The sequence below is a fragment of the Desulfofundulus thermobenzoicus genome (genome assembly GCF_009428905.1).
Lineage (GTDB): Bacteria > Bacillota > Desulfotomaculia > Desulfotomaculales > Desulfovirgulaceae > Desulfofundulus_A > Desulfofundulus_A thermobenzoicus.
In genome coordinates, this window is the sequence record NZ_WHYR01000038.1 from 12952 (window position 1) to 34380 (window position 21429).

Genomic DNA, 21429 nt, shown 5'->3' on the forward strand with positions numbered 1-21429 from the left:
GAGAAAAAGGGGACGGCACCCCGGTAGGCAAAAGGCTTGAGGCGAGGTGGGATGCGGCGGTGAAAAAACGACTGGTTGCCGTGGTGGTCGTCGGCGTGGTGCTTCTTTCCCTGGTGGCCGGGATGGTTTCCGTTCTTTCCGGTCCCGGCGGGGATCTCGCCCGGGGCCGTGGCACGGGCACGGTGGCGGTGATTTCCATTACCGGCACCATTGTCAGCGGCCGGGCGGCTCCCGGGATCTTTTCCGTTCAGACCGGTTCGGAGGAGGTTATTGCCCGGTTGCGCCGGGCGGCGGAGGATCCCTCGGTACGGGCGGTGGTTTTGCGCCTGAACAGTCCGGGTGGCACCGCTTCCGGTGCCCAGGAGATTGCCGCCGAAGTGGATCGCCTGAAAGCCGGGGGTAAAAAGGTGGTGGCCTCCATGGGCGATGCGGCGGCCTCGGGAGCTTACTGGATTGCCTGCCGGGCGGACCGCATTGTGGCCAATCCCGGCACCCTCACCGGCAGTATCGGTGTGATCATGCAGGTGCAGGACATGCAAAGTTTATATAATAAACTGGGCATTGCCACCCGCACTTTTAAAAGTGGTCCCCACAAGGATATGGGCTCCCCCAGCCGGCCGGTAACTCCGGAGGAACAACAGATTTTCCAGGGTATGGTCGATGATATCTACGATCAATTCCTCCAGACGGTGGCCGGGGGCCGGAAAATGGACCTGGAGCGGGTGAAAAGTCTGGCCGACGGTCGTGTTTTTACCGGGCGGCAGGCCAGGGAACTGGGGCTGGTGGATGAGCTGGGCAATCTGCAGGACGCCATCCGCGTGGCCGGACGGTTGGCCGGTTTGGGCGACGAGCCCCGGGTTACCGACTTGAGCCCCCGGGGCTTGTGGTCCGGCATGTGGGGCGGTACAGCCCTGTCCGGATGGCGCTGGCGGCCGGAAACCCAAACGGCCATCTGGCTTCTGGCACCCCTGTGCCTGCCTTCAGGACCGGGGAACAATAATATTTTTTGAGATACCGGTGAGTGCCGGGTTACTTAATCCTGCTACTGGTGTCTGACGACCAACGACTATTTTCTGGGTGGTGATCCCGTTGGAAGAAAGGCCGGAACAATACCCGTCTCCGGGGGAAAGAACGGAAAATGGCGCCCCTGCCGGACCGGCACGAAATGCTTTAACGGAAAAAATAACCGGTGTTCATGATCCCGGGACCGGGGAGGGAGAGGGTCCCGGCCGGGAACCGCCCGGTTTTCTGGATCTGATTTACGGCGTATTCTTTGACCCGGCAGGTATTTTCCGCCGGGTGGCCTCCCGGCCTCCCCTGCTGCCCGCTGTGCTCATCTTTACCCTGGTGAATCTGGTGGGGGCGGTGATGGGGGTGCTTACCGGCTACCGTCTGACCGTGCCGGGAATGGAGGATCACCTGGGCATGGGCTGGATGATGAAGGCGGCGGCGCCCTGGATGGCCGTGGCGGGCCTGGTGTTTCAATACCTGGAGTGGTTTGTATTCAGCGCGCTGTTCCACCTGACTGCCGGTCTTCTGGGCGGTCAGGGACGGCCGGTGGGGGTGCTGGCGGTGACCGCCCTGGCCGCCCTGCCGTCATTGATCATGGTGCCGGTGGATATGCTCCTCATGCTGGCCGGTGTCCGGGGTGCTGTTTTTACAGCCGTCACGGCCCTGCTGGGATTGCTGGTGCTGGTCTGGAGCGTGGTCCTGGTGGTTATGGGGATGAAAGAGGTGCACCGGATTTCCACCGCCCGGGCCATGGGAGCGGTACTCTTACCGCCGGCGGTTTTTATCCTTACCGGCGTTATTTTTCTGGCCATCTTTCTGGCTGGACTGTCGACCTTCCATTAACTGGAGCGGCATGGTGAAAATTTATACCGGCTTGCAGGGATTTCCCTTTCCCCGACGAAAGCAATTAAAGGCGGTCTTTCATATGCTGGCTTGCTGCTGGAGTGGAACAGCCAACGGGGGGAGGGGGACAGAACTTGGACAGACACGGGCATAACCTGCTGGTAGTTGATGATCAGGCCGGGGTGCGGCGGTTGCTTTTTGAGGCTCTGGTGGACGAGGGAATGCATGTGGAACTGGCCGCCTCCGGTCCGGAAGCTTTACAGAAAATAAAAAAGAATGCTGTGGATCTGGTGCTCCTGGATATGCGGATGCCGGGTATGAGCGGTCTGGATGTCTTACGGGAATTGCGTAAACTGAATCCGGATTTGCCGGTTATTATGATGACTGCCTATGGTGAACTGGATCTGGTGGCGGAGGCCAAAAGGCAGGGCGTCCGCCATTATCTGAACAAACCTTTTGATCTACAGGAAGTCCGTTACCTGGTTAAAGCGCTGCTGCCGGAAAAACAGTCCGCCGGATTGTACATGGAGGAAATAGGATAAATAAGTAAGGAACACAGCTGTCTTTTACATACTGCCAGTGCCTTTTCCATGGGCTGCCCCGGAAATGACACAGGGACATAAAAGATTTTCTGCCGGGGGATAATGGAAAAAACGAAAGGCGGGAAAAAGATGTCCTTTGTGCCGGTCAGTGCCCTGCTGCGGGAGGCGGAAAGGGAAGGTTACGCAGTGGGGGCTTTCAACTGCAATAATATGGAAATAGTGCAGGCCATTATCACGGCTGCCGAGGCTGAAAAAGCTCCGGTGATCATGCAGGCCAGCCAGGGGGCAATCAAGTACGCCGGCATTGAATATATTACCGCCATGGCCCGGGTGGCTGCCGCATCGTCCCAGGTACCGGTAGCCCTGCATCTGGATCACGGCACCAGCTTTGAACAGGTGATCCGTTGTGTGCGGGCCGGCTTTTCCTCGGTCATGTTTGACGGCTCAAAGTTACCCCTGGAGCAAAATATTGCCGTTACCCGCCAGGTGACGGCGGTGGCCCGGCCGGTGGGGGTTTCCGTGGAGGGTGAACTGGGGAAGATTAGCGGCACCGAGGACCATATTGCGGTGTCCGAGGCGGAAGCATATTTTACCGATCCGGAGGAAGCCCGTTATTTCGTGGAACAAACGGGCGTTGATTCCCTGGCCGTGGCCATCGGTACGGCCCACGGGCGGTATAAGGGTGAACCGAAGCTGGATTTTGAACGGCTGAGCCGGATACGGGAACTGGTGCGCATTCCCATTGTACTCCACGGTTCTTCCGGCGTGCCCGGTGAGGCCATTCGGGAAGCCGTCCGCCGGGGTGTGCGCAAGGTGAACATCGATACCAACATCCGGGAAGCCTTTGTGGGAACGGTGCGGCAAATTCTGGCGGAAGATGCCGATGAAATTGATCCGCGCAAAGTATTGGGTCCGGCCAGGGAAGCGGCCGTAGAAGTAATCCGGGAGAAGATCCGCCTTTTCGGCTGTTCCGGCAAAGCCCGGGGGTAAATCCTATTTCGAGGAGGATCATATAGTGCAACTCTTTCTGGATACGGCCAACGTGGAGGAGATTAAAAAGGCCAGTGCTCTGGGAGTGATTAGCGGCGTAACCACCAACCCTTCCCTGATTGCCCGGGAAGGGCGGGATTTTGTTCAGGTGGTGCGGGAGATAACCGCCATTGTGGACGGCCCCATCAGCGCCGAAGCCGTGAGCACCCGGGCGGAAGACATGATTCCCGAAGCACAGACCCTGGCGGCCATTCATCCCAATATTGTGGTGAAAATACCCATGACCGCCGAAGGGCTGAAGGCAGTCAGAGCCCTGGCGGCCAGGGGGATTAAGACCAATGTGACCCTGGTCTTTTCCGCCAACCAGGCACTGCTGGCCGCCCTGGCCGGAGCCACCTACGTCAGCCCCTTTGTGGGCCGGCTGGATGATATCGGCCACGACGGGATGGAACTGGTGGGGGATATTATGGACATCTACCGCAACTATGATTTTCAAACCAGGGTCATCGCCGCCAGTATCCGCCATCCCCTGCATGTGATCATGGCGGCCAGGGCCGGCGCCCATATCGCCACCATTCCCTACAAGGTGCTGATGCAAATGCTCCGGCACCCCCTGACCGATCTGGGCATGGAAAAATTCCTGGCCGATTGGGCCGCATTAAAGGCCAAAGGGATAAATGTTAACGCTTAAGGCAAAGGAAAAATGGCGTCACTTGAAAAATTATTTGCAGGCGAAGTATAATCAAATCATAAACCTGCCCGATGCGCCTTCCAGGATTGCCCACGGGGTGGCCCTGGGCGCGGCGCTGGATTTTTTCCCCATACCCCTGATCAGCATCCCGGTGGCCTATTTGCTGGCCCGGCTAATCCGGGTCAATGCCGTTGCGGCCGCCCTGTCGGCCGCTTTTTTTAAATGGGCGGTACCTTTTTTCTACGCATTAAACTATATGGTGGGACGTGCCCTGATAGGGGACGATGTAATGGTGGCCACCGCGGATGCCCATCCGGTTCCACCGGCTATCAGGGAACTGGGTTATCCCTTTCTGCTCGGTGCGCTGGTTGATGCCTCCCTGGCCTGGTTGCTGGTTTATTTCCCGGTCCGCCGCCTGCTCGAAAGCCGGCAGAAGTAGTTTAAAAACCTTCCTGTTAAGCGGATGTTTCCATTCCTCACATGGTTCAACCTTCCCTTATGTCCATCGCATCCAAAGATAATCTATTCTCCCCGAAAGGATCGGATGTCCGGTGAATTATTCCGAATTAGAAGGCAAAACCCTGCAGGAACTGTACAGGCTGGCCCGGGAGCTGGAGCTGACCGGTTATTCCCGGTTGCGCAAAAAAGAGCTGATCTTTGAAATTATCAAGGCCCAGACGGAAAAAAACGGGCTGCTTTACGCCCAGGGCGTACTGGAGATTCTGCCGGACGGGTTTGGTTTCCTGCGGCCCTTCCAGTACCTGCCCAGCCAGGACGACATTTACGTTTCCTCTTCCCAGATTCGCCGTTTTGATCTGCGTACCGGCGACCTGGTGGCCGGGCAGGTGCGCGGTCCCAAGGAAAATGAACGTTACTTTGCCCTGCTGCGGGTGGAGCAGGTTAACGGTGCTGATCCGGAAACGGCGGCTGAAAGATTGCATTTTGACGGACTTACCCCCCTTTATCCCCAGGAACGCATCCGTCTGGAAACCTCTCCCGATCATATTTCCACCCGTGTTATCGATCTGGTGGCTCCACTGGGTAAAGGACAGCGGGGTTTGATTGTTTCCCCCCCCAAGGCGGGGAAAACCATGCTTTTAAAGGACGTGGCCAACAGTATCACCCGCAACCACCCGGAAATGTATTTGATGGTGCTTTTGATCGATGAACGTCCGGAAGAGGTGACCGATATAGAGCGGTCCGTGGACGGGGAGGTGGTCAGTTCCACCTTTGACGAGCCGCCGGAAAACCACGTGAAGGTGGCTGAAATGGTTTTGGAGCGGGCCAAGCGGCTGGTGGAGCATAAAAGGGATGTGGTCATCCTGCTGGACAGCATCACCCGCCTGGCCCGGGCCCACAACCTGGTCATTCCCCCCAGTGGACGCACCCTTTCCGGCGGGGTGGACCCGGCGGCCCTGCACAAGCCCAAGCGTTTCTTCGGCGCAGCCCGTAACGTGGAGGAAGGGGGAAGCCTGACCATTCTGGCCACGGCGCTCATTGAAACGGGCAGCCGCATGGACGACGTCATCTTTGAGGAATTCAAGGGTACCGGTAACATGGAGCTCATCCTGGACCGCCGTCTGGCCGAAAGGCGCCTTTTCCCGGCCATTGACGTGCAGCGCTCCGGCACCCGCAAGGAGGAACTTCTTCTGTCCCGGGACGAACTGGAATGGATCTGGTTTTTCCGCAAGGCCACGGCGGGCATGGCTTCCTGGGAGGCCATGGAGATGCTGGTGGATCGTATGAAGAAGAGCAAGACCAATGAGGAATTGCTGCGGCAATTCCGCAGCGCCCGCCGCAGCGGACCGGTGGTGCCCCCGGACAGGCCTCCCGACGTGCGCCGGGATATCACCTCCGAAGGGCCGTAGCTCTTTAAAACACTGGAATTAGTTCTGGGGTGAAAGAAAACATGGATAATGCAAAGTTTCAGGAACTGGTATTACAACAACTGCAGGTGCTACTGGAAGGGCAGAAGGGCCTGCGGGAAGATGTGGCCGCGCTGCAGGAAGGGCAGAAGGCCCTGCGGGAAGATGTGGCCGCGCTGCAGGAAGGTCAGAATGCCCTGCGGGAAGATGTAACTGCGCTGCAGGAAGGGCAGAAGGCCCTGCGGGAAGATGTGGCCGCGCTGCAGGAAGGGCAGAAGGCCCTGCGGGAAGATGTGGCCGCGCTGCAGGAAGGGCAGAAGGCCCTGCGGGAAGATGTGGCCGCGCTGCAGGAAGGGCAGAAGGCCCTGCGGGAAGATGTGGCTGCGCTGCAGGAAGGGCAGAAGGCCCTGCGGGCGGATGTGGCTGCGCTGCAGGAAGGGCAGAAGGCCCTGCGGGCGGATGTGGCCGCGCTGCAGGAAGGGCAGTTGCGTTTGGAAACCCGCCTGGAAAATGAAGTGATCGAACAGCTCCGCGCCCTGTTTGACGCCCGGGAGGTTCAACTGGACGTGAATAACCGCATCTTTGCCGCCCTGGAAAGCATAGAAAAGAAAATTGACCGGCTGGAATTGGAGACCACCTACCTGCGCCTGGCCAAAGGTTAGGTGACTGAGCAGTTACGCTGGATGTATAAAGGGGCGGGTTTTGGGCAATCCTCTTCCTTAGGCTGCCAGGCAGCCGGAGGAGAGGATGGAATATGCGCAAGTTAGTTAAAAAGCAGCTGAAAAAAATGGCCCCCCTTGTGGTGGCCGCAGGCGTTCTGGCCGGTGGTTATCTCGCCGGATTGGCGCCATTGTTTGCCTCTCCCGACGAGGCCATATTGACTGATCAGCCCTACGGCGGCTTACCACCGGTGGAGGAGGCGGGTAACCGGGATGAAGAGGGGGTTGTCTACCGGGTACAGCCCGGGGATACCCTGCTGGCCATTGCCGGCCGTTTGGGAGTGCCGGTTTCTGTGTTACAGGAAACGAACGGCTTAAGAAACGCCGACCTGATCCTGCCCGGCCAGGAACTGCGTGTTCCCGGCCGCCTGAAGCACCGGGTGGCATCCGGGGAAACCCTCTCGGAGATTGCCCGCCGCTATCATGTGCCCCTCTGGCAGCTGGCCGCTGCCAACGGCCTGGCCAACCCCGACAGGGTGAATCCGGGGGAAGAACTGATCATCCCTGCCGGGGAGCAGGAAGCGGTGGCGGTATGGGAGCCCGCACCGTCCCTGCCGGTGGAACAGCTGGCCTGGCCGGTGGTGGGGCGGGTGAGTTCGCCCTTTGGCTGGCGGGAAGGCCGTCCCCACCACGGGGTGGATATTGCCGCCGCCGAGGGGGAGCCCATACGGGCAGTGAAAGACGGGCGGGTGGTCTTTGCCGGCCCGCGGGGTACCTATGGTCTGGCGGTGATCATTAATCACGGGCAGGGGCTGGAGACCCTCTACGCCCACGCTTCCAAACTGCTGGTTTCCCCGGGGCAGACGGTGCAGGAAGGCCAGGTTATCGCCCTGGTGGGCAGCACGGGCCGCTCCACCGGTCCCCACCTGCACCTGGAGGTTCGTTTGAACGGTGTTTGTTACGACCCCCTGTGGTGCCTGACCCGGATGCGGACGTAAGAATAAGTTAAACGAACCGGGTACATTAACCCTATTAAGCTGCCGGTTTTAAAAGAGTAAGTTCCTGCCGGGTATCCAACGACCAGTATTTGCCCCACTGGAGACCGCCCTGCCGGGACGGGTCTCCGGGGGGCAGGTTTCTTGCCGTCCCGGCGCAGTGCGGGGAAGGGTGGACATAAATGGATTTCCGTTTGGTTTATGCCGATGAGGCCGGCCGGTTTTTCGATCACCCCGGGCTGGCGGCGGTGGGCCGCACCGGTGACCGGTTTGTGGAGATTACCCCACGGGAACTGATCCCCCTGCCGGAGGGGGCCTCCCTGGTGCTGATCCCGGGTGGGCACCCGGTGGGGTTGGACCGGCGGGGGAATTTTGTGCTTCTGGAGCACCTGCCGGGAAAGGGGCGGTCCCATCCATCCGGGGAGTGGGCGGACCACTTCCGCTCCGGTGGGGGTCCGGACGTGCAGGAAAGGGCCGGCAGGGAAAGGGGCGCCCTGCACCACACCCGGGGAGCTTCCGCCAGGGCCTTTGCCCTGGCCGCCCTTTTGCCCCAGGGCTACACCCGCACGCTGCTGCCGGCCTACCGCCGGCCGGGCGGGGAAAAACCTTTGCCCCTTTTCGGCTACACCGCCGTGGCCTGGGGGCGGGGTCGCCTCTGGGCCGCCGCCCGCCGGACGGACGATCCCCAGCGCTGGGACCCCCGGCATTATAACACACCGGAATTGCCCGGACTGGTGCAGGAAGGGCTGAAAAAACACCCCGGCAACCCCATTCTGGCTCAGCTGGCTCACTGTGCCCTGGATTATTCATGCTTTACCGCCCAGAATATTTTTTACCGGCGGTGGGAAGGGGGCGTACCCGTATCGCCGGTTTGTAACGCCCGCTGCCTGGGCTGTATTTCGGAGCAACCGGCCGGGTGCTGCCCTTCCCCCCAGGGGCGCATCAAAACATCCCCTTCCCTGGAAGCGGTGGTGGAAATATGTGGGGAACATTTAAGGACCGCTGCCGGCGCCATTGTCAGTTTCGGTCAGGGATGCGAGGGGGAACCGGCCCTGGCGGCCGGGGTCATCGCCCCGGCGGTGGCCCGGGTGCGGCGAACGGTTTCCCGGGGCACCGTCAATATGAATACCAATGCCGGCCATACCGCCGGCATAGAAAGGGTGGTTGATGCAGGAGTGGACTCCCTGCGGGTGAGCCTGATCAGCGCCCGCCCGGAGATATATAATGCCTATCACCGCCCCCGGGGTTACGGTCTGGAGGATGTGGCCCGTTCCATCAAGCTGGCCCGCCGGGCCGGGGTGTTTGTCTCCCTGAACCTGCTGGTTCTGCCCGGCCTTACCGACCGGGAGGGGGAAATAAGGAGCCTGCTGGCTTTTATTCGGGAAACCGGCGTACAAATGGTCCAGTTGCGCAACCTGAACATAGACCCGGACTACCTTTTTGACCGGTTGCCCCCCTGTCCGGGCGAGCCCCTGGGGATTCCGCAGTTGATCCACCGCCTGCAACAGATTGAGGGCCTGCTGGTGGGCAATTTCAGCCGGGATGTCCACAGCCACCCTATTTACTAGACAAGTCAGGACAAATGTCGTTTTAGCCGTCTTTTTCCGGTCCGGCCCTTATATTTTACTGGAAGTTGCGCATTGGGATTGGCATTTAATGCCTGGTTCCTTCATTTCTCCGGCCCCATTGGGGTGCAGGTGCCGGAACCTTCCGCCGTGGCGTAACGGTTCTTGCCGGCCCTTTTGGCCCGGTACATGGCCCCGTCGGCCGCAGACAAAAGGCCTTCCGCGTCCAGGGCGTGGTCCGGGTATACCGCCACCCCCAGGCTGATGGTGAACCGGCCGCCCGGTTGTTTTTCCCTGTGGGCAAAGGGGTGTTCCTCCACCACCTGCCGCAATTTTTCCGCCACGGTAACCGCCCCGGACAGGCCGGTCTGGGGCAACAGGATCACAAATTCCTCTCCCCCGTAGCGGCACACTATGTCCACCTCCCGGGTATGCCTGGTCAGCAGGGCGGCCAGCTGGCGCAGGGCTTCATCTCCCGCCTGGTGCCCGTTGCTGTCGTTGTAATGTTTGAAGTTATCCACGTCAACCATGATCATGGCCAGGGGTTGGTGGTAACGCTTTGCCCGGGACAGCTCCCGCTGCAGTTCCGCCTCCAGCTGGCGCCGGTTATACAGTTCGGTGAGGGGGTCCCGGTTGGCCTGGTTTAAAAGGGTGTCCATTAATTGTTTGCGCCGTACCAGAGATTGGGTGCGGATGAGCAACTCCCGCCGGTCCACCGGTTTGACCAGGAAGTCTTCCGCCCCGCACAAAAGGCCGCGGATCCGTTCTTCCCGCCCGCTTTTGGAGGTAATGATCACCACCGGGATGACGGCGGTGGCCTGATCGGTTTTTAAACGGCGGCATACTTCAAAACCGTCCATTCCCGGCAGGATCAAATCAAGGATCACCAGATCGGGCCGGGTGCTTTCCACCAGTTTCAGCGCTTCTTCCCCGGTGGAGGCGGTGATCACCTGCAGGTTTTCCGTGGTCAGGTAGCGGGCCAGCACCTGCCGCTGCAGGGGGCTGTCTTCAACGATCAATACCAGGGCGGGCTTTCCCAACGGAGTGGAAATGTCCTGCAATTGCTCTTCCAGCAGGCGCAGGTGCAGCACTGCTTTCAATCTGGCCGTCAGTTCCAGGCTGCTGATGGGTTTATGCAGCACTTCGGAAATGTTCAGCCCGGGGTATTCCGGAAGGACCGCCTTTTCCCCGGTGATGGCAATTATGGGCAATACTGGTTTCTCTGCGGTCAGGAAACGGCAAAGGGATTCCTCCGCACAGGAGAGGCTTTCGGCCTCGATAACAAGTACATCGGGCCAGCCCAGCCGGATTATTTTGATGGCCTCCTGTTCCTGAACGGTAACGATCAGGTTGAACCGGTTGAAATCCAGTTGAGTGGTGAAGGAAATAATGGTATCCTTATCCTGGGAGACCAGCAATACCGTGCCGGGGGTCTCAGGTGCCGCCAACTTACGAAAAACCTCCCATCAGCAATGGGTCTATTTTGACATTATTACCTTATCATGAAACCACTACCGTTTCAAGAATTAGTTTCAAGGATTAATTTATAAGCCTTGCTCCGGACGTTTTTTCTATGATATAATTACATAGTATGCAGGGTCTTTCGGGTGTCCCTGGACCAATCAGGCAAGCGAGGTGATTTACTTGAAGGAAGGCATTCATCCAAAATATGGTAAGGCCAGGGTGGTTTGCGTTTGCGGCAACACCTTTGAAACCGGATCAACCAAAAAAGAATTGAAAGTAGAAATTTGCTCCCAGTGCCACCCCTTCTATACCGGCTCCCAGCGAACTGTGGAGACGGGGGGACGGGCGGACCGGTTCCGCAAGAAATACGGTTTAAAATAGGATGGCCGGGCAGGTGAACCGGTTTACCGGTGCGGGCCCGTTCCATGTCTTAACAATTAGGATTGGAGGTAGCAGAGCAGGGGCTCTGCTATTTATTTACTGGCATGGGTGTGTCAGGGGACGGTTCTTTGACACATCCGTTACTTATCCGGCGCCGCCCGGCTGTTGTTTTGGGTGGCGGTATTTTGTAGAGGGGATTAGAACATGAGCAGTTTTCAATACGGCGGTCAGGCGGTAATCGAAGGGGTGATGATGCGGGGGCCCGTCTCCCGGGCGGTGGCCGTCCGCCGTCCCGACAACACCATTGTCCTGGATACAAAACCGGTGGGTTCCCTGACCGGCCGTTTTCCCTTTTTAAAGTGGCCGTTGATCCGGGGCGTGGTGGTGCTGGTGGAGTCCCTGGTCATGGGTCTGGAAGCCCTTTCCTTTTCCGCCGGCCAGGCGGTGGGGGAAGAGGAGGAGATCAGGCCCGGGGAAATAGCCCTTACCCTGGTTGCGGCCCTGGCCCTGGGCGTGTTTCTCTTTATCGTCCTGCCGGCGGGTTTAACCCACTTCCTCACCGGTTATATTAAGGGCCCGGTGGCCCAGAATTTGGTGGAGGGAATTATCCGCCTGGGTGTCTTTTTGCTTTACGTGGCCGCCATCGGCCGTTTGCCGGATATCCGGCGGGTGTTTCAATACCACGGGGCGGAACACAAGGTGATCAATGCTTACGAGGCGGGGGAGGAACTGACCGTGGCCAATGTGCGGCCCTATTCCACCTTCCATCCCCGCTGCGGCACCAGTTTTATATTGATTGTGCTGGTGGTGAGCATTTTTCTCTTTTCCCTGCTGGGCCAGCAGGTGCTCTGGTGGCGGATTGCCTCCCGCATCCTGCTCCTGCCGGTCCTGGCCGGGTTATCCTATGAGCTGTTAAAACTCTCGGCCAAATATCCCCGTTTTATTCTATGTCGTCTCTTCATTACCCCCGGACGCTGGCTGCAGAGCCTGACCACCGGTGAGCCCGACGACACCCAGGTGGAGGTGGCCCTGTCCGCCCTGGGGGCGGTTTTGAAGGAAGGTGAAGCGACCCATGTTCGATAAACTGGACAGCCTGGAACAGCGCTATGAAGAATTGAGCGCCCTTATTGCCGACCCGGCGGTGATTAACGACCGGGAGCGCTGGCAGCAATATGTAAAGGCTCATGCCGAACTGGATGAGGTGGTGGCTGCCTACCGGGAATATAAAAAGGTGCGCCGGGGCATCCAGGAGGCAAAGGAACTGCTGGCGGAAAAGCTGGAGCCCGATTTCCGGGAAATGGTGGAACAGGAACTGGAAGAGCTGAAAGAAAAAGAAGGGGAAATGGAGCGCCGGCTGAAAATTCTGCTCCTGCCCAGGGATCCCAATGATGAAAAGAACGTGATCATGGAAATCCGCGCCGGCACCGGCGGGGAGGAGGCCGCCCTCTTTGCTTCCGACCTTTTCCGCATGTACACCCGTTATGCCGAGCGCCAGGGCTGGCGAACGGAATTGATGAGCACCAGCTACACCGATCTGGGGGGCATCAAAGAAGTTATATTCCTCATTGAAGGAAGGGGCGCCTACAGCCGGTTGAAATTTGAAAGTGGCGTGCACCGGGTGCAGCGCATACCCGTTACCGAGTCCGGCGGCCGCATTCACACATCGGCGGCCACCGTGGCCGTGCTGCCCGAGGCGGAGGAAGTGGACGTGGAGATCAACCCCAATGATCTGCGCATTGATGTTTTCTGCTCCACCGGTCCCGGAGGGCAGTCGGTAAACACCACCCAGTCGGCGGTGCGCATCACCCACCTGCCCACGGGCATAGTGGTTTCCTGCCAGGATGAAAAAAGCCAGCATAAAAACAAAGACAAGGCCATGCGGGTGTTGAGGGCCCGCCTGCTGGACCGCCTGCAGCAGGAGCAGCAGGAAAAACTGGCCTCCGCCCGGCGTTCCATGGTGGGCAGCGGCGACCGCAGCGAGCGGATCCGCACCTACAACTTTCCCCAGAGCCGGGTGACCGATCACCGCATTGGTTTAACCACCCACCGGTTGCCCGAAGTGCTCATGGGCAACCTGGACGAAATCATCGAAGCCCTGGTGACCACCGACCAGGCCCAGCGCCTGCAGCAGGTCCATTAAAAAGGGAACAGGCCGCTTTTTTCGATGCGGAGTCAAAAAGTAAATTAGGTTGTTTTCGCGTACGCCTTTTTCGGTTTCCTTAAAATATTCTTGCCGGACAAAAACAGGGAACGGCTGCTACCTGGTTCCGCTTTTTTCACCGTAATTCGGGAGGAAAGTTTATTGTCACACATTGCCGGTGTCCTGGCTGCGGCCAGGGCCTTTTTGCAACAAAAGAACATTCCCGCCGCTCCCCTGGAGGCGGAGGTATTGCTGGCCCATGTGACCGGCCTGGACCGGCCCGGCCTTTACCGGGAAGCTGGACGGCGGCTCACCACCCGGGAGGAAGCCCGCCTGTGGGAACTGCTGCACAGGCGCGCGGCCGGCGAACCGGTGGCCTACCTGACCGGCCGCCGGGAATTCATGGGGCTGGATTTTCTGGTCACGCCGGATGTGCTCATCCCCCGGCCGGAAACGGAACTGCTGGTGGAAACGGCCCTGGCATTGCTCCGGGGTCACTGCACTCAACGGCTTTTGCTGGCCGACGTGGGTACGGGCAGCGGGGCCATTGCCGTCAGCCTGGCCCGTTACTTCCCGGCAGCCGTCATCTATGCCACCGATATTTCGGCGGCCGCCCTGGCCGTGGCGGTGGAAAATGCCCGGCGTCACGGCGTGTCGGGCCGGATTTGCTTTCTGCAGGGGGATCTCCTCTCCCCCGTGCAGGAAATACTTCCTCCCGGCAGCCTTTCCCTGGTGGCAGCCAACCTACCCTACATTCCTTCCCATGAAATGGGCCGGCTCATGCCCGATGTGGCCCGGTACGAACCGCGCCTGGCCCTGGACGGCGGCGACGATGGGCTGGCACTGTACCGGCGCCTGATACCCGATGCATACCGCTTGCTGGTGCCGGGAGGTTACCTGCTCATGGAAATCGACCCGGCCCAGGTACCCTCATTTGCTCCGTTGCTGCCGGAAAAAGACTGGTGCTACCGGGTGGAACGGGACCTGGCCGGCCGGGAACGGCTGGTGGTGGCCGGGAAAAAGGAAACCGGTGCATGATCAACGGGATATCCCCGGTGAAGTTAACGCAGGATAGAGAAAGTAAAGACCGGACTTTGGGGCGGGCTAAAGACAAAGACCGGGTTACCCCGGCCTGAAAACCAATACTGGTACCTGCTCTCATAATCGCCGGGCTCATTTGCGCAATTTCTTGTACGTTGCTAATTTAATTCTATCCCGGCTGGTGCCGGCCGGCAAGGGCCGTCCAGGCCGTGAGCGCCCCGATGAAGATGATGAGCAGGCCGCTGGCCACCGTCAGCCAGCGCCAGCTGCGGGGTCCCAGCACCCGCTGGGCCAGGAAGGACAACCGCACGAAAAGCAGCCCCACCCCCACCAGGGCTACTGCGCCGCCCAGGCCGAAGGCCAGCACCAGGCTCAGCCCCGCCAGGGGTGTGCCGCTGCCCATGGATAGCAACATCACGGCCAGGGCCCCCGGACAGGGGGCCAGGCCGTTGGTCACCCCCACCACCAGCAGTCCCCACCGGTCCCGGCGAAAGCCGGCCGCTTCCGCCAGCGGTCCCGGGTGCCCGCAGTGGGGGCAGCAGTGCCGGCGCAGGAGCAGCAGCCGCAGGCCGATGAAGGCCACCAGTAACCCCGATACCAGTTGCAGCCACGTGCCCAGTTCCTGCCGGGGCATGCCGGCCGCCGTCATGGTCAGCCAGGTGGCCCAGCGGGCGCCCATGGCCAGGGCCAGCACCACCAGGGTGTGGGTGGCGGCGGTGATCAAACCCAGCTGCAGGGCATCCACGGACCGGCCCCGGGAAAGGACCAGGTAGGCCCCCATGATTCCCTTGCCGTGGCCCGGTTCCAGGGCGTGCAGCATCCCCAGGCCGAAAGCCGATAAATGGGTAACACCAAAGGTCAAGCCTCCCACCTGCCCTCAAAAAGTCGTCGGTCGTCTGATTAAATAGACCGGCACTCCCCGGTTTTAAAAGAACTTCAAAGTTTTTGGTATAGTACACAAACCCGGTGGCAGTGAGTGCAGGGCTACGTGGCGTCACTAAACCAGCCGGGGTAATTATGACGGAATCACATATAGGATATTCTTCCGGCCCCATTTTTTAGACCAGCCCTTCTTGACAAAAGATGGGTTATCTGATTAAATAAAAGTTGTTACCATATCGGAATAATTCTGATCTGGGAGGAATACTTATGAAACAAATGGGTGCCGGGTCGGGGAGAGCGGGATTGAAACCCGGAAGGTCCGCGAAGTCCGTTGATATGGATTCCGGGCCGGTGACCCGGCAGGCGGCGGAGAAGTTGCCCGCTGGGCCGGAACGCTCCGTCGCCCGGGACCCCCGTATTCCGGATGCCGGCCGGCAGCTGGAAGACGCCCTGGTTAAACTTAAAGGGCATGGTGTGCGTCTGACGCCCCAGCGGCAGGAGGTGCTGCGCATTTTAATCGAAGAGGCCCGGGATGAAATACATTTCAGTGCCGAAGAAATATGGCAAAAGGTGAGGCTGCGTTACGACAGCATCAGTTTTGACACCATCTATCGCACCCTGCACCTGTTGACCCGCTGCGGCCTGGCCAGTGAACTGGACTTTGCCGACGGCTGCCGCCGTTTTGAATATGCCGGTAAAGGGCACCACCACCACCTGGTCTGTTTGAAATGCGGCCGGGCCGAGGAACTGCCCTTTTGTCCGGAGGAGTGCCTGGCCCGGGTACGGGCGGAGAGACCGGGTTTTAAAGTGGCCGGTCATGCTTTTAAAGTTTACGGATACTGTCACCGGTGCCAAAAAGGCGGGGAAGATTTACTGTAGGACGTACATGTTGCCGGTAATTAACTTATTGCTTGGCCCGTTGCCCGGTCCCCCCAGTAAATAAGGTTAACATAAAAGCGAACCGCCGAGGCAAAAGGGGTCAGACCCCTTTGGGGATGGTTTGCCAGAGCTGATTGTTTGTCTGATATGTACACAGAAAAGGGACCAAAATTTACGATTTGGAGCAATAGTCTTTACCGGCGGCCGGTGCTTAGCCGGTTTTAAAAATGGTTATACTGCCGACAATATCCATAAAAGGAGGTGGCGGGTTTGAACCGGGGACTCCCTGTTTTGCTGGCAGCCGTACTGCTGGTTTTCTGCCTGTCCGGTTGCAATGCTGCCGGCACCTCCGCCCCGCCGGGGGATGGGAAGATGGAGGTGGTTACCACCATTTATCCCCTTTACGATTTTGCCCGCCAGGTGGGGGGAGACCGGGTGGAAGTGACCAGAATGCTGCCGCCCGGCGTGGAACCCCACGATTGGGAACCCACGGCCAGGGATATGGTGCGGCTTTCCCGGGCCAAAGTTTTTATCTATAACGGTGCCGGGATGGAGCCCTGGGTGGACAGGCAGTTGCCCACCCTGCAGCAAAAGGGGATTGTGGTGGTGGAAGCCAGCCGGGGGCTGGATCTCATTACCGGTACGCCGGAAGGGGCTGCCGGGGGGGAGGAAGCTGCCGCACCGGAGCCGGCAGGGAAAGGGCACAATCACGGCCACCCCGGCACCGGAGCCGGGCCGGGCGGTGTGGACCCCCATGTCTGGCTGGATCCCGTTCAGGCCCGGCAGATAGTGCAAAAAATCCGGGACGCTTTTATGGCCGCCGACCCGGCCCACGCTGATGAATATCAATCCCGGGCACAGGCCTACCTGGCGGAACTGGCGGCCCTGGACCGGGAGTACAGGGAAGCGGTGCAGGGTTTTCAAAGCCGGGATATAGTTACCTCCCATGCGGCCTTCGGCTACCTGGCCCGGCGTTACGGCCTGCACCAGGTGCCTGTAATGGGTCTTTCCCCCCAGAGCGAGCCCGATCCGGCTCACATGCGCCGGATAGCGGATTTTTGCCGGGAGCACCATGTGAAGTATATTTTCTTTGAAACCCTGGTCAGCCCGAAGCTGTCCGAAACTCTGGCCCGGGAAGTGGGTGCGGCAACACTGGTGCTCAATCCCCTGGAAGGCCTGACACCGGAGGAAGAAAGGCGGGGGGAAAATTATCTTTCCATCATGAGGCAAAACCTGGCCCGCTTGAAAATGGCCCTGGGAGGCAGTTAAAAATGGCGTTTATGGGTGAAAAACAGGCAAATGGCGAAGAAACGGTGGGGGGATGTTACCTGTGAACCCGGTGGTGGAAGTAAGGGATGTGTCCTTCAGTTACGGGGAGGATCTGGTGCTGGAACGCATTAACCTCACCGTGGCCGGGGGTGATTTTCTGGCCCTGATGGGACCCAACGGTTCGGGCAAGACCACCCTGGTGAAACTGATCCTGGGCCTTTTAAAACCCCTTTCCGGGGAAGTGCGGCTCTTTGGCTGTCCGGTGGGCCGCTTTCGCCAGTGGGACCGGATTGGCTACGTGCCCCAGAAGGCCACCAGTTTTGATACCCGTTTTCCGGCCACGGTGGAAGAGGTGGTTCTGTCCGGTCGCTTTTCCCGCCTGGGTATGGGCCGTCGCCCGGGGAAGGAAGATTACCGGGCGGTGGAGGAAGCCCTGGAACTGGTGGGGCTGGCCGGCGCCGGAAAGCGCACCGTGGGCAGCCTGTCCGGCGGGCAGCAGCAGCGGGTATTCATCGCCCGGGCCCTGGCGGGCCGGCCTGAACTGCTGGTGCTGGATGAACCGGTGGTGGGCCTGGACAGCCGGGCGCTGGACTCCTTTTATGCCCTGCTGGAGCAATTGAACCGGGACATGGGCATTACGTTGATTACTGTCTCCCATGACACCGGCACCGTAGCGCGGCGGGTGGGCCAGGTGGCCTGCATCAACAGGCGGCTCATCTGTCACGGCCATCCGGCCAGGGTGCTGACCACCGCCAACCTGGCCCGTCTCTACGGCATACCGGTGCGGCGGGTGGTGCACGAGCACTGATTTTCCCACCAAATGACGGGCAAATCCCGGTTCCGGCAACGATCATTGAGGAATCCCCTATGCGCTCGTTGTTGGCACGACGAAGGAGGAGAAGGGAATTTGCGCGGAGCTATGCTCGTGGAAACAAAAATTCCCTTTATAAAGCATGAAAAACTATTCGCCGAGGAGACTGCGCCATGGGAGAAATTTTTGCTTACGATTTTATGATCCGGGCTTTGCTGGCGGGATTGCTGGCGGGCCTGATTTGCCCCGCGGTGGGCGTGTTTCTGGTCCTGCGCCGCTATGCCTTCATGGCCGATACCCTGGCCCACATATCCCTGGCGGGGGTGGCCCTGGGTCTGATCCTGGGCATTTTCCCGCCCGTGGCCACCCTAGCGGTGGCCCTGACCGCCGCCCTGGCCGTCGAGCGCCTGCGGGCCGCCGGACGGCTGCACGGCGAGGCCATCCTGGCCCTGATGATGAGCAGCGGTCTGGCCCTGGCGGTGGTGTTGATCAGCCTGGCCCGGGGTTTTAACGTGGACGTCATGGGGTATCTTTTCGGGAGCATTCTCACCGTGGGCCCGGCCGATCTGCTCCTGATCCTGGTGGTGGGGGTGGTGGTCCTGGGGATGCTGGCCGTTTTCCACAAGGAATTGTTCTTTATTTCCTTTGACGAGGAATGCGCCCGGGTGGCCGGTCTGCCGGTGGACCGGCTGAATGTGCTTTTCATCCTGCTGGTGGCCCTGACCGTTTCCGTATCCATCCGGGTGGTGGGTGTGCTGCTGGTCGGTGCCCTGATGGTCATCCCCGTGCTCACCGCCCAGCTGGTGGCCGGCAGTTTCAAGCGCCTTTTCTGGTTTTCCCTGGTCCTGGGGGTGACCGTTTCCTTCTGGGGTCTGGTACTGTCCTACCGCCTGGGGACGGCGGCCGGGGGTTCCATTGTCCTGCTGGCGGCGGCTGTTTTCGCCCTGGTGCAGGCCGGCACGGCCCTCCGGCGGGCCCGGCGGCGGCGCCTGGCCGCGGCTGCTGCCGGGAAGGTCCCCCTGGCCGTGCTGGGGGAGCGGGGATCGGGGTCCTAGCCAGGAACACGTTCCTGCCGCGGGTTGTTTACCTGATCACCAGTCGCCGCACCAGGTACAGGGGCAGGGGGAAGAGCAGGGCGGTGAACACCGTCAGCCAGATCAGGTCCCAGAGCAATCCGGCCCCCACCTGCCCCAGGACCAGGCCGCGGACCAGGTTGACCACATGATAGAGGGGGCTGGCCCAGGCCAGACTCCGCACCAGGGGCGGCAGGCCGCTCAAAGGGAAGAAGACGCCGGAAAAGAGAAAAAGGGGCGTCATGATCAGGGAGAAAAAGTAATTGAAGTTTTCCATGTTGGGCACCAGTCCGGTCCAGATTATGGACAGGGCGGCGAACAAAAGGCCCGCCACAGCCAGCACCGGCGGCACCAGAAGCGCCCAGGGGGAGGCCACCAGGCCCAGCACCAGGATGACCACCAGGATCACCGATCCGTAAAGGACACTTTTAAAGGTGCCGAAAAGCATCTCGGCCACAATCACATCTTCGATGCTCACCGGGGTGGCCACCATGGCCTGGAAGGTCTTTTGATACTCCATGCGCACAAAGGTGCCGTAGGTACATTCGTAGCTGGTGGCAAACATGGCCGAGGAGGCCACCAGACCGGGAGCCAGGTAATTCAGATAGGGCAGGCCCTCCATGGGCTGCACATAGGCGCCCAGGCCCAGCCCCAGGGCCGTGATATACAGCAGGGGTTCGAAAAAATTAAAGGAAATGTTGGTTTTCCAGTTGCGGCTGAAAACAATCAGGTGCCGGCGTAACACCGGCCACACCAGGGGGGAAATATCGGGGAGTTTCAGGACATAATACCCCCTTGTAAAAGATTCCTGATAATTCCGGCACACTTAACCATGCCGGCTTCCAGCGGGATCAGCCGTCCAGTCCCCTTCCCGTTAGCTTTAAAAATACATCTTCCAGGGTGGCCGGGCGCAAAAGCAGGTGGGCAAAGGGCACGGGCAGGGACTGCAGTGCCTGCAGCACTGCCTGGCCGCTGTCCCGGGGAAAAAGAAAAATATTGTCTCCCACCACCAGGTGGCCCCGGATCAGGGAATCAACCCGGTGCAGGATCATTTTTATGCCGTTCTCCGGCTCAATTCCCCATTCCGCCGTTCCCGGCAAGCTCCCCGGCGGTCCATACTCCTTTAGACGGTAAAGCGCTGTACCTGCAGGCTCCGGTGGATCTACCTTACCAGTCCCCCCACCGGCAGGATCCGGCCCGCCAAAATCCGGTAAGGTGACGCCCCTTTGTTCCGGCCGGTCATCTTTTCCCGGTACGCCGGTTCCAAACCGCCCTTCCGGTTGTCCAGCGCAAGGGGTATTTGCTATCTGCGCATATCCCCCCGGCAGCCCCACCTCCACCACTTCCCGGCCAATGTGCCGGGACACCAGCCCCCGGGGGTCGCCCTCTTCCAGTATTTCCCCTTGATCCATGATCACCAGCCGGTCGCAGAGCTGGCTGGCTTCTTCCAGGTAGTGGGTGGTCAGCAGCAAGGTAACTCCCCGTTCCTTTAAACGGCGCAGCCTCTGCCACACCAGGTGACGGGCCTGGGGGTCCAGTCCGGTGGTGGGTTCGTCCAGGACCACCACTTCCGGATTGTTGATCAATGCCCGGGCAATGGTCAGACGACGCTTCATCCCCCCGGACAGGCGGTCCACCCGTTCTCCGGCCCGGTCCGCCAGATCAAAAAACTCTAACAGTTCCATGGCCCGGGGGCGGGCGTCCGCGGCCGGTAGCCGGAAGTAGCCCGCGTAAACCAGCAGGTTTTGCAGCACCTTTAAATCCGGGTCCAGGTTGTTTTCCTGGGGTACCACTCCCAGGCGGCTTTTGATTTGACGGGGGTGTTTCCGCACGTCCATGCCCAGGACGGTCAGCCGGCCGGAGGTAACCGGGGAAAAACAGCAGATCATGTTCACCGTGGTGGTTTTGCCTGCCCCGTTGGGGCCCAGAAAACCAAAGCATTCCCGGGCACGCACCGCAAAGTCGATGCCCCGCACGGCGGCCCGGCCGTTGAACTCCTTGGTCAATTTTTCAGCCACCACCACATCCATGGATTAACCTTTTCTCCCCGTACGCCTGTGATAACTGTCGTTATTGCTTTCCCCTGTTATTCTATCCTCGGGGGGCTTTTCCCTCCCTGAAGAATAAAAACCACCTTTGCAATTCAAATTACAAGGCCGTCCATCCGGGATGCCCTTTTTTGCCGCGGCTGGTCCGGTGTCCTGCTTTACGGCGATCTTTTTGGCGCCATTTTGTGGTATACTACTGTTTAAGGTTTTGCGGAGGAGCATGGGCGGTTATGGAAGTGGAGACCCTGGTCTTACGGGTGGATCCCGCCCGGCCCCTGTC

22 protein-coding genes are annotated in these 21429 nt (G+C 59.8%); 18 read left to right on the forward strand and 4 right to left on the reverse strand.

The features are described 5' to 3' along the window. Nucleotides 1–59 precede the first annotated feature (59 nt). The 10 genes from sppA (at nucleotide 60) to GFC01_RS12885 (ending at nucleotide 9164) form a co-directional block, all read left to right on the forward strand. Nucleotides 60–1010 carry a signal peptide peptidase SppA gene (sppA, locus tag GFC01_RS12840; protein WP_341473966.1) on the forward strand — a complete coding sequence of 317 codons (951 nt, stop codon included), beginning with the start codon at nucleotides 60–62 and terminating at the stop codon, nucleotides 1008–1010. 79 nt (nucleotides 1011–1089) lie between these two features. Further along, nucleotides 1090–1854, forward strand: coding sequence for a Yip1 family protein (locus GFC01_RS12845; protein WP_152947528.1), 765 nt, complete (start codon nucleotides 1090–1092; stop codon nucleotides 1852–1854). A gap of 134 nt (nucleotides 1855–1988) precedes the next feature. After that, a complete protein-coding gene (locus tag GFC01_RS12850; RefSeq protein ID WP_152947529.1) occupies nucleotides 1989–2396 on the forward strand; it encodes a response regulator in 408 nt (135 codons plus the stop codon). A gap of 129 nt (nucleotides 2397–2525) precedes the next feature. Further along, nucleotides 2526–3386, forward strand: coding sequence for a class II fructose-1,6-bisphosphate aldolase (locus GFC01_RS12855; protein WP_152947555.1), 861 nt, complete (start codon nucleotides 2526–2528; stop codon nucleotides 3384–3386). A 25-nt stretch (nucleotides 3387–3411) separates the two neighbouring features. After that, nucleotides 3412–4077: a fructose-6-phosphate aldolase gene (fsa, locus tag GFC01_RS12860; protein ID WP_341473967.1), complete on the forward strand. Its 666-nt coding sequence runs from the start codon at nucleotides 3412–3414 to the stop codon at nucleotides 4075–4077. Next, complete coding sequence (locus tag GFC01_RS12865; protein ID WP_152947531.1) at nucleotides 4064–4516, forward strand: DUF2062 domain-containing protein; 453 nt, start codon at nucleotides 4064–4066, stop codon at nucleotides 4514–4516. Before fsa ends, GFC01_RS12865 begins: the two co-directional genes overlap by 14 nt. A gap of 112 nt (nucleotides 4517–4628) precedes the next feature. Next, nucleotides 4629–5945 carry a transcription termination factor Rho gene (gene rho / locus GFC01_RS12870; RefSeq protein WP_341473968.1) on the forward strand — a complete coding sequence of 439 codons (1317 nt, stop codon included), beginning with the start codon at nucleotides 4629–4631 and terminating at the stop codon, nucleotides 5943–5945. Nucleotides 5946–5986: 41 nt separating this feature from the next. Continuing rightward, nucleotides 5987–6604 (forward strand): hypothetical protein, encoded by a 618-nt coding sequence (locus GFC01_RS19420; RefSeq protein WP_243137566.1) that lies wholly within the window; start codon nucleotides 5987–5989, stop codon nucleotides 6602–6604. A 92-nt stretch (nucleotides 6605–6696) separates the two neighbouring features. Beyond that, entirely contained in the window at nucleotides 6697–7599 is a 903-nt protein-coding gene (locus GFC01_RS12880; RefSeq protein WP_152947533.1) for a peptidoglycan DD-metalloendopeptidase family protein, read from the forward strand. Nucleotides 7600–7778: 179 nt separating this feature from the next. Further along, a complete protein-coding gene (locus GFC01_RS12885) occupies nucleotides 7779–9164 on the forward strand; it encodes a radical SAM family protein (protein WP_152947534.1) in 1386 nt (461 codons plus the stop codon). A gap of 101 nt (nucleotides 9165–9265) precedes the next feature. Here the strand turns inward: GFC01_RS12885 and GFC01_RS12890 are convergent, their stop codons facing one another. After that, nucleotides 9266–10609, reverse strand: coding sequence for a diguanylate cyclase (locus GFC01_RS12890; RefSeq protein ID WP_152947536.1), 1344 nt, complete (start codon nucleotides 10607–10609; stop codon nucleotides 9266–9268). A gap of 196 nt (nucleotides 10610–10805) precedes the next feature. On the opposite strand from GFC01_RS12890, the gene rpmE reads away from it, so the two are divergent. The 4 genes from rpmE (at nucleotide 10806) to prmC (ending at nucleotide 14184) form a co-directional block, all read left to right on the forward strand. After that, nucleotides 10806–11006 carry a 50S ribosomal protein L31 gene (gene rpmE / locus GFC01_RS12895; RefSeq protein ID WP_152947538.1) on the forward strand — a complete coding sequence of 67 codons (201 nt, stop codon included), beginning with the start codon at nucleotides 10806–10808 and terminating at the stop codon, nucleotides 11004–11006. Between the two features lie 204 nt (nucleotides 11007–11210). Next, nucleotides 11211–12089, forward strand: coding sequence for a DUF1385 domain-containing protein (locus GFC01_RS12900; RefSeq protein WP_152947540.1), 879 nt, complete (start codon nucleotides 11211–11213; stop codon nucleotides 12087–12089). Beyond that, on the forward strand, nucleotides 12079–13146 hold the full coding sequence (gene prfA / locus GFC01_RS12905) for a peptide chain release factor 1 (protein ID WP_152947542.1): 1068 nt from the start codon (nucleotides 12079–12081) through the stop codon (nucleotides 13144–13146). The genes GFC01_RS12900 and prfA overlap by 11 nt, the downstream gene beginning before the upstream one ends. A 162-nt stretch (nucleotides 13147–13308) precedes the next feature. Beyond that, nucleotides 13309–14184 carry a peptide chain release factor N(5)-glutamine methyltransferase gene (gene prmC / locus GFC01_RS12910; RefSeq protein WP_152947544.1) on the forward strand — a complete coding sequence of 292 codons (876 nt, stop codon included), beginning with the start codon at nucleotides 13309–13311 and terminating at the stop codon, nucleotides 14182–14184. Between the two features lie 172 nt (nucleotides 14185–14356). Here the strand turns inward: prmC and GFC01_RS12915 are convergent, their stop codons facing one another. After that, nucleotides 14357–15058: a HoxN/HupN/NixA family nickel/cobalt transporter gene (locus GFC01_RS12915; protein ID WP_341473969.1), complete on the reverse strand. Its 702-nt coding sequence runs from the start codon at nucleotides 15056–15058 to the stop codon at nucleotides 14357–14359. 278 nt (nucleotides 15059–15336) lie between these two features. Here GFC01_RS12915 and GFC01_RS12920 point away from each other — a divergent pair, with 278 nt between their 5' ends. The 4 genes from GFC01_RS12920 (at nucleotide 15337) to GFC01_RS12935 (ending at nucleotide 19083) form a co-directional block, all read left to right on the forward strand. Next, nucleotides 15337–15948: a Fur family transcriptional regulator gene (locus GFC01_RS12920; RefSeq protein WP_243137568.1), complete on the forward strand. Its 612-nt coding sequence runs from the start codon at nucleotides 15337–15339 to the stop codon at nucleotides 15946–15948. 270 nt (nucleotides 15949–16218) lie between these two features. Beyond that, a complete protein-coding gene (locus GFC01_RS12925; protein WP_152947546.1) occupies nucleotides 16219–17217 on the forward strand; it encodes a metal ABC transporter substrate-binding protein in 999 nt (332 codons plus the stop codon). A gap of 52 nt (nucleotides 17218–17269) precedes the next feature. Beyond that, complete coding sequence (locus GFC01_RS12930; RefSeq protein WP_152947547.1) at nucleotides 17270–18025, forward strand: metal ABC transporter ATP-binding protein; 756 nt, start codon at nucleotides 17270–17272, stop codon at nucleotides 18023–18025. A gap of 176 nt (nucleotides 18026–18201) precedes the next feature. Further along, a complete protein-coding gene (locus GFC01_RS12935) occupies nucleotides 18202–19083 on the forward strand; it encodes a metal ABC transporter permease (protein WP_152947548.1) in 882 nt (293 codons plus the stop codon). 28 nt (nucleotides 19084–19111) lie between these two features. Here GFC01_RS12935 and GFC01_RS12940 read toward each other — a convergent pair whose 3' ends face one another. Both GFC01_RS12940 and GFC01_RS20005 read right to left on the reverse strand, forming a co-directional pair. After that, a complete protein-coding gene (locus tag GFC01_RS12940; RefSeq protein ID WP_341473970.1) occupies nucleotides 19112–19927 on the reverse strand; it encodes an ABC transporter permease in 816 nt (271 codons plus the stop codon). 25 nt (nucleotides 19928–19952) lie between these two features. Next, the gene (locus GFC01_RS20005; protein ID WP_341473971.1) at nucleotides 19953–21131 is read right to left on the reverse strand and encodes an ABC transporter ATP-binding protein; all 1179 of its coding nucleotides are present in this window, start codon (nucleotides 21129–21131) and stop codon (nucleotides 19953–19955) included. Nucleotides 21132–21429 lie beyond the last annotated feature (298 nt).

Coding starts and splice junctions, on each gene's coding strand:
- GFC01_RS12855 (WP_152947555.1), top strand. CDS start 2,526: ATGTCCTTTGTGCCGGTCAGTGCCCTGCTGCGGGAGGCGGAAAGGGAA.
- GFC01_RS12865 (WP_152947531.1), top strand. CDS start 4,064: ATGTTAACGCTTAAGGCAAAGGAAAAATGGCGTCACTTGAAAAATTAT.
- GFC01_RS19420 (WP_243137566.1), top strand. CDS start 5,987: ATGGATAATGCAAAGTTTCAGGAACTGGTATTACAACAACTGCAGGTG.
- GFC01_RS12880 (WP_152947533.1), top strand. CDS start 6,697: ATGCGCAAGTTAGTTAAAAAGCAGCTGAAAAAAATGGCCCCCCTTGTG.
- GFC01_RS12885 (WP_152947534.1), top strand. CDS start 7,779: ATGGATTTCCGTTTGGTTTATGCCGATGAGGCCGGCCGGTTTTTCGAT.
- GFC01_RS12900 (WP_152947540.1), top strand. CDS start 11,211: ATGAGCAGTTTTCAATACGGCGGTCAGGCGGTAATCGAAGGGGTGATG.
- prfA (WP_152947542.1), top strand. CDS start 12,079: ATGTTCGATAAACTGGACAGCCTGGAACAGCGCTATGAAGAATTGAGC.
- GFC01_RS12920 (WP_243137568.1), top strand. CDS start 15,337: ATGAAACAAATGGGTGCCGGGTCGGGGAGAGCGGGATTGAAACCCGGA.
- GFC01_RS12930 (WP_152947547.1), top strand. CDS start 17,270: ATGTTACCTGTGAACCCGGTGGTGGAAGTAAGGGATGTGTCCTTCAGT.
- GFC01_RS12935 (WP_152947548.1), top strand. CDS start 18,202: ATGGGAGAAATTTTTGCTTACGATTTTATGATCCGGGCTTTGCTGGCG.
- GFC01_RS20005 (WP_341473971.1), bottom strand. CDS start 21,131: ATGGATGTGGTGGTGGCTGAAAAATTGACCAAGGAGTTCAACGGCCGG.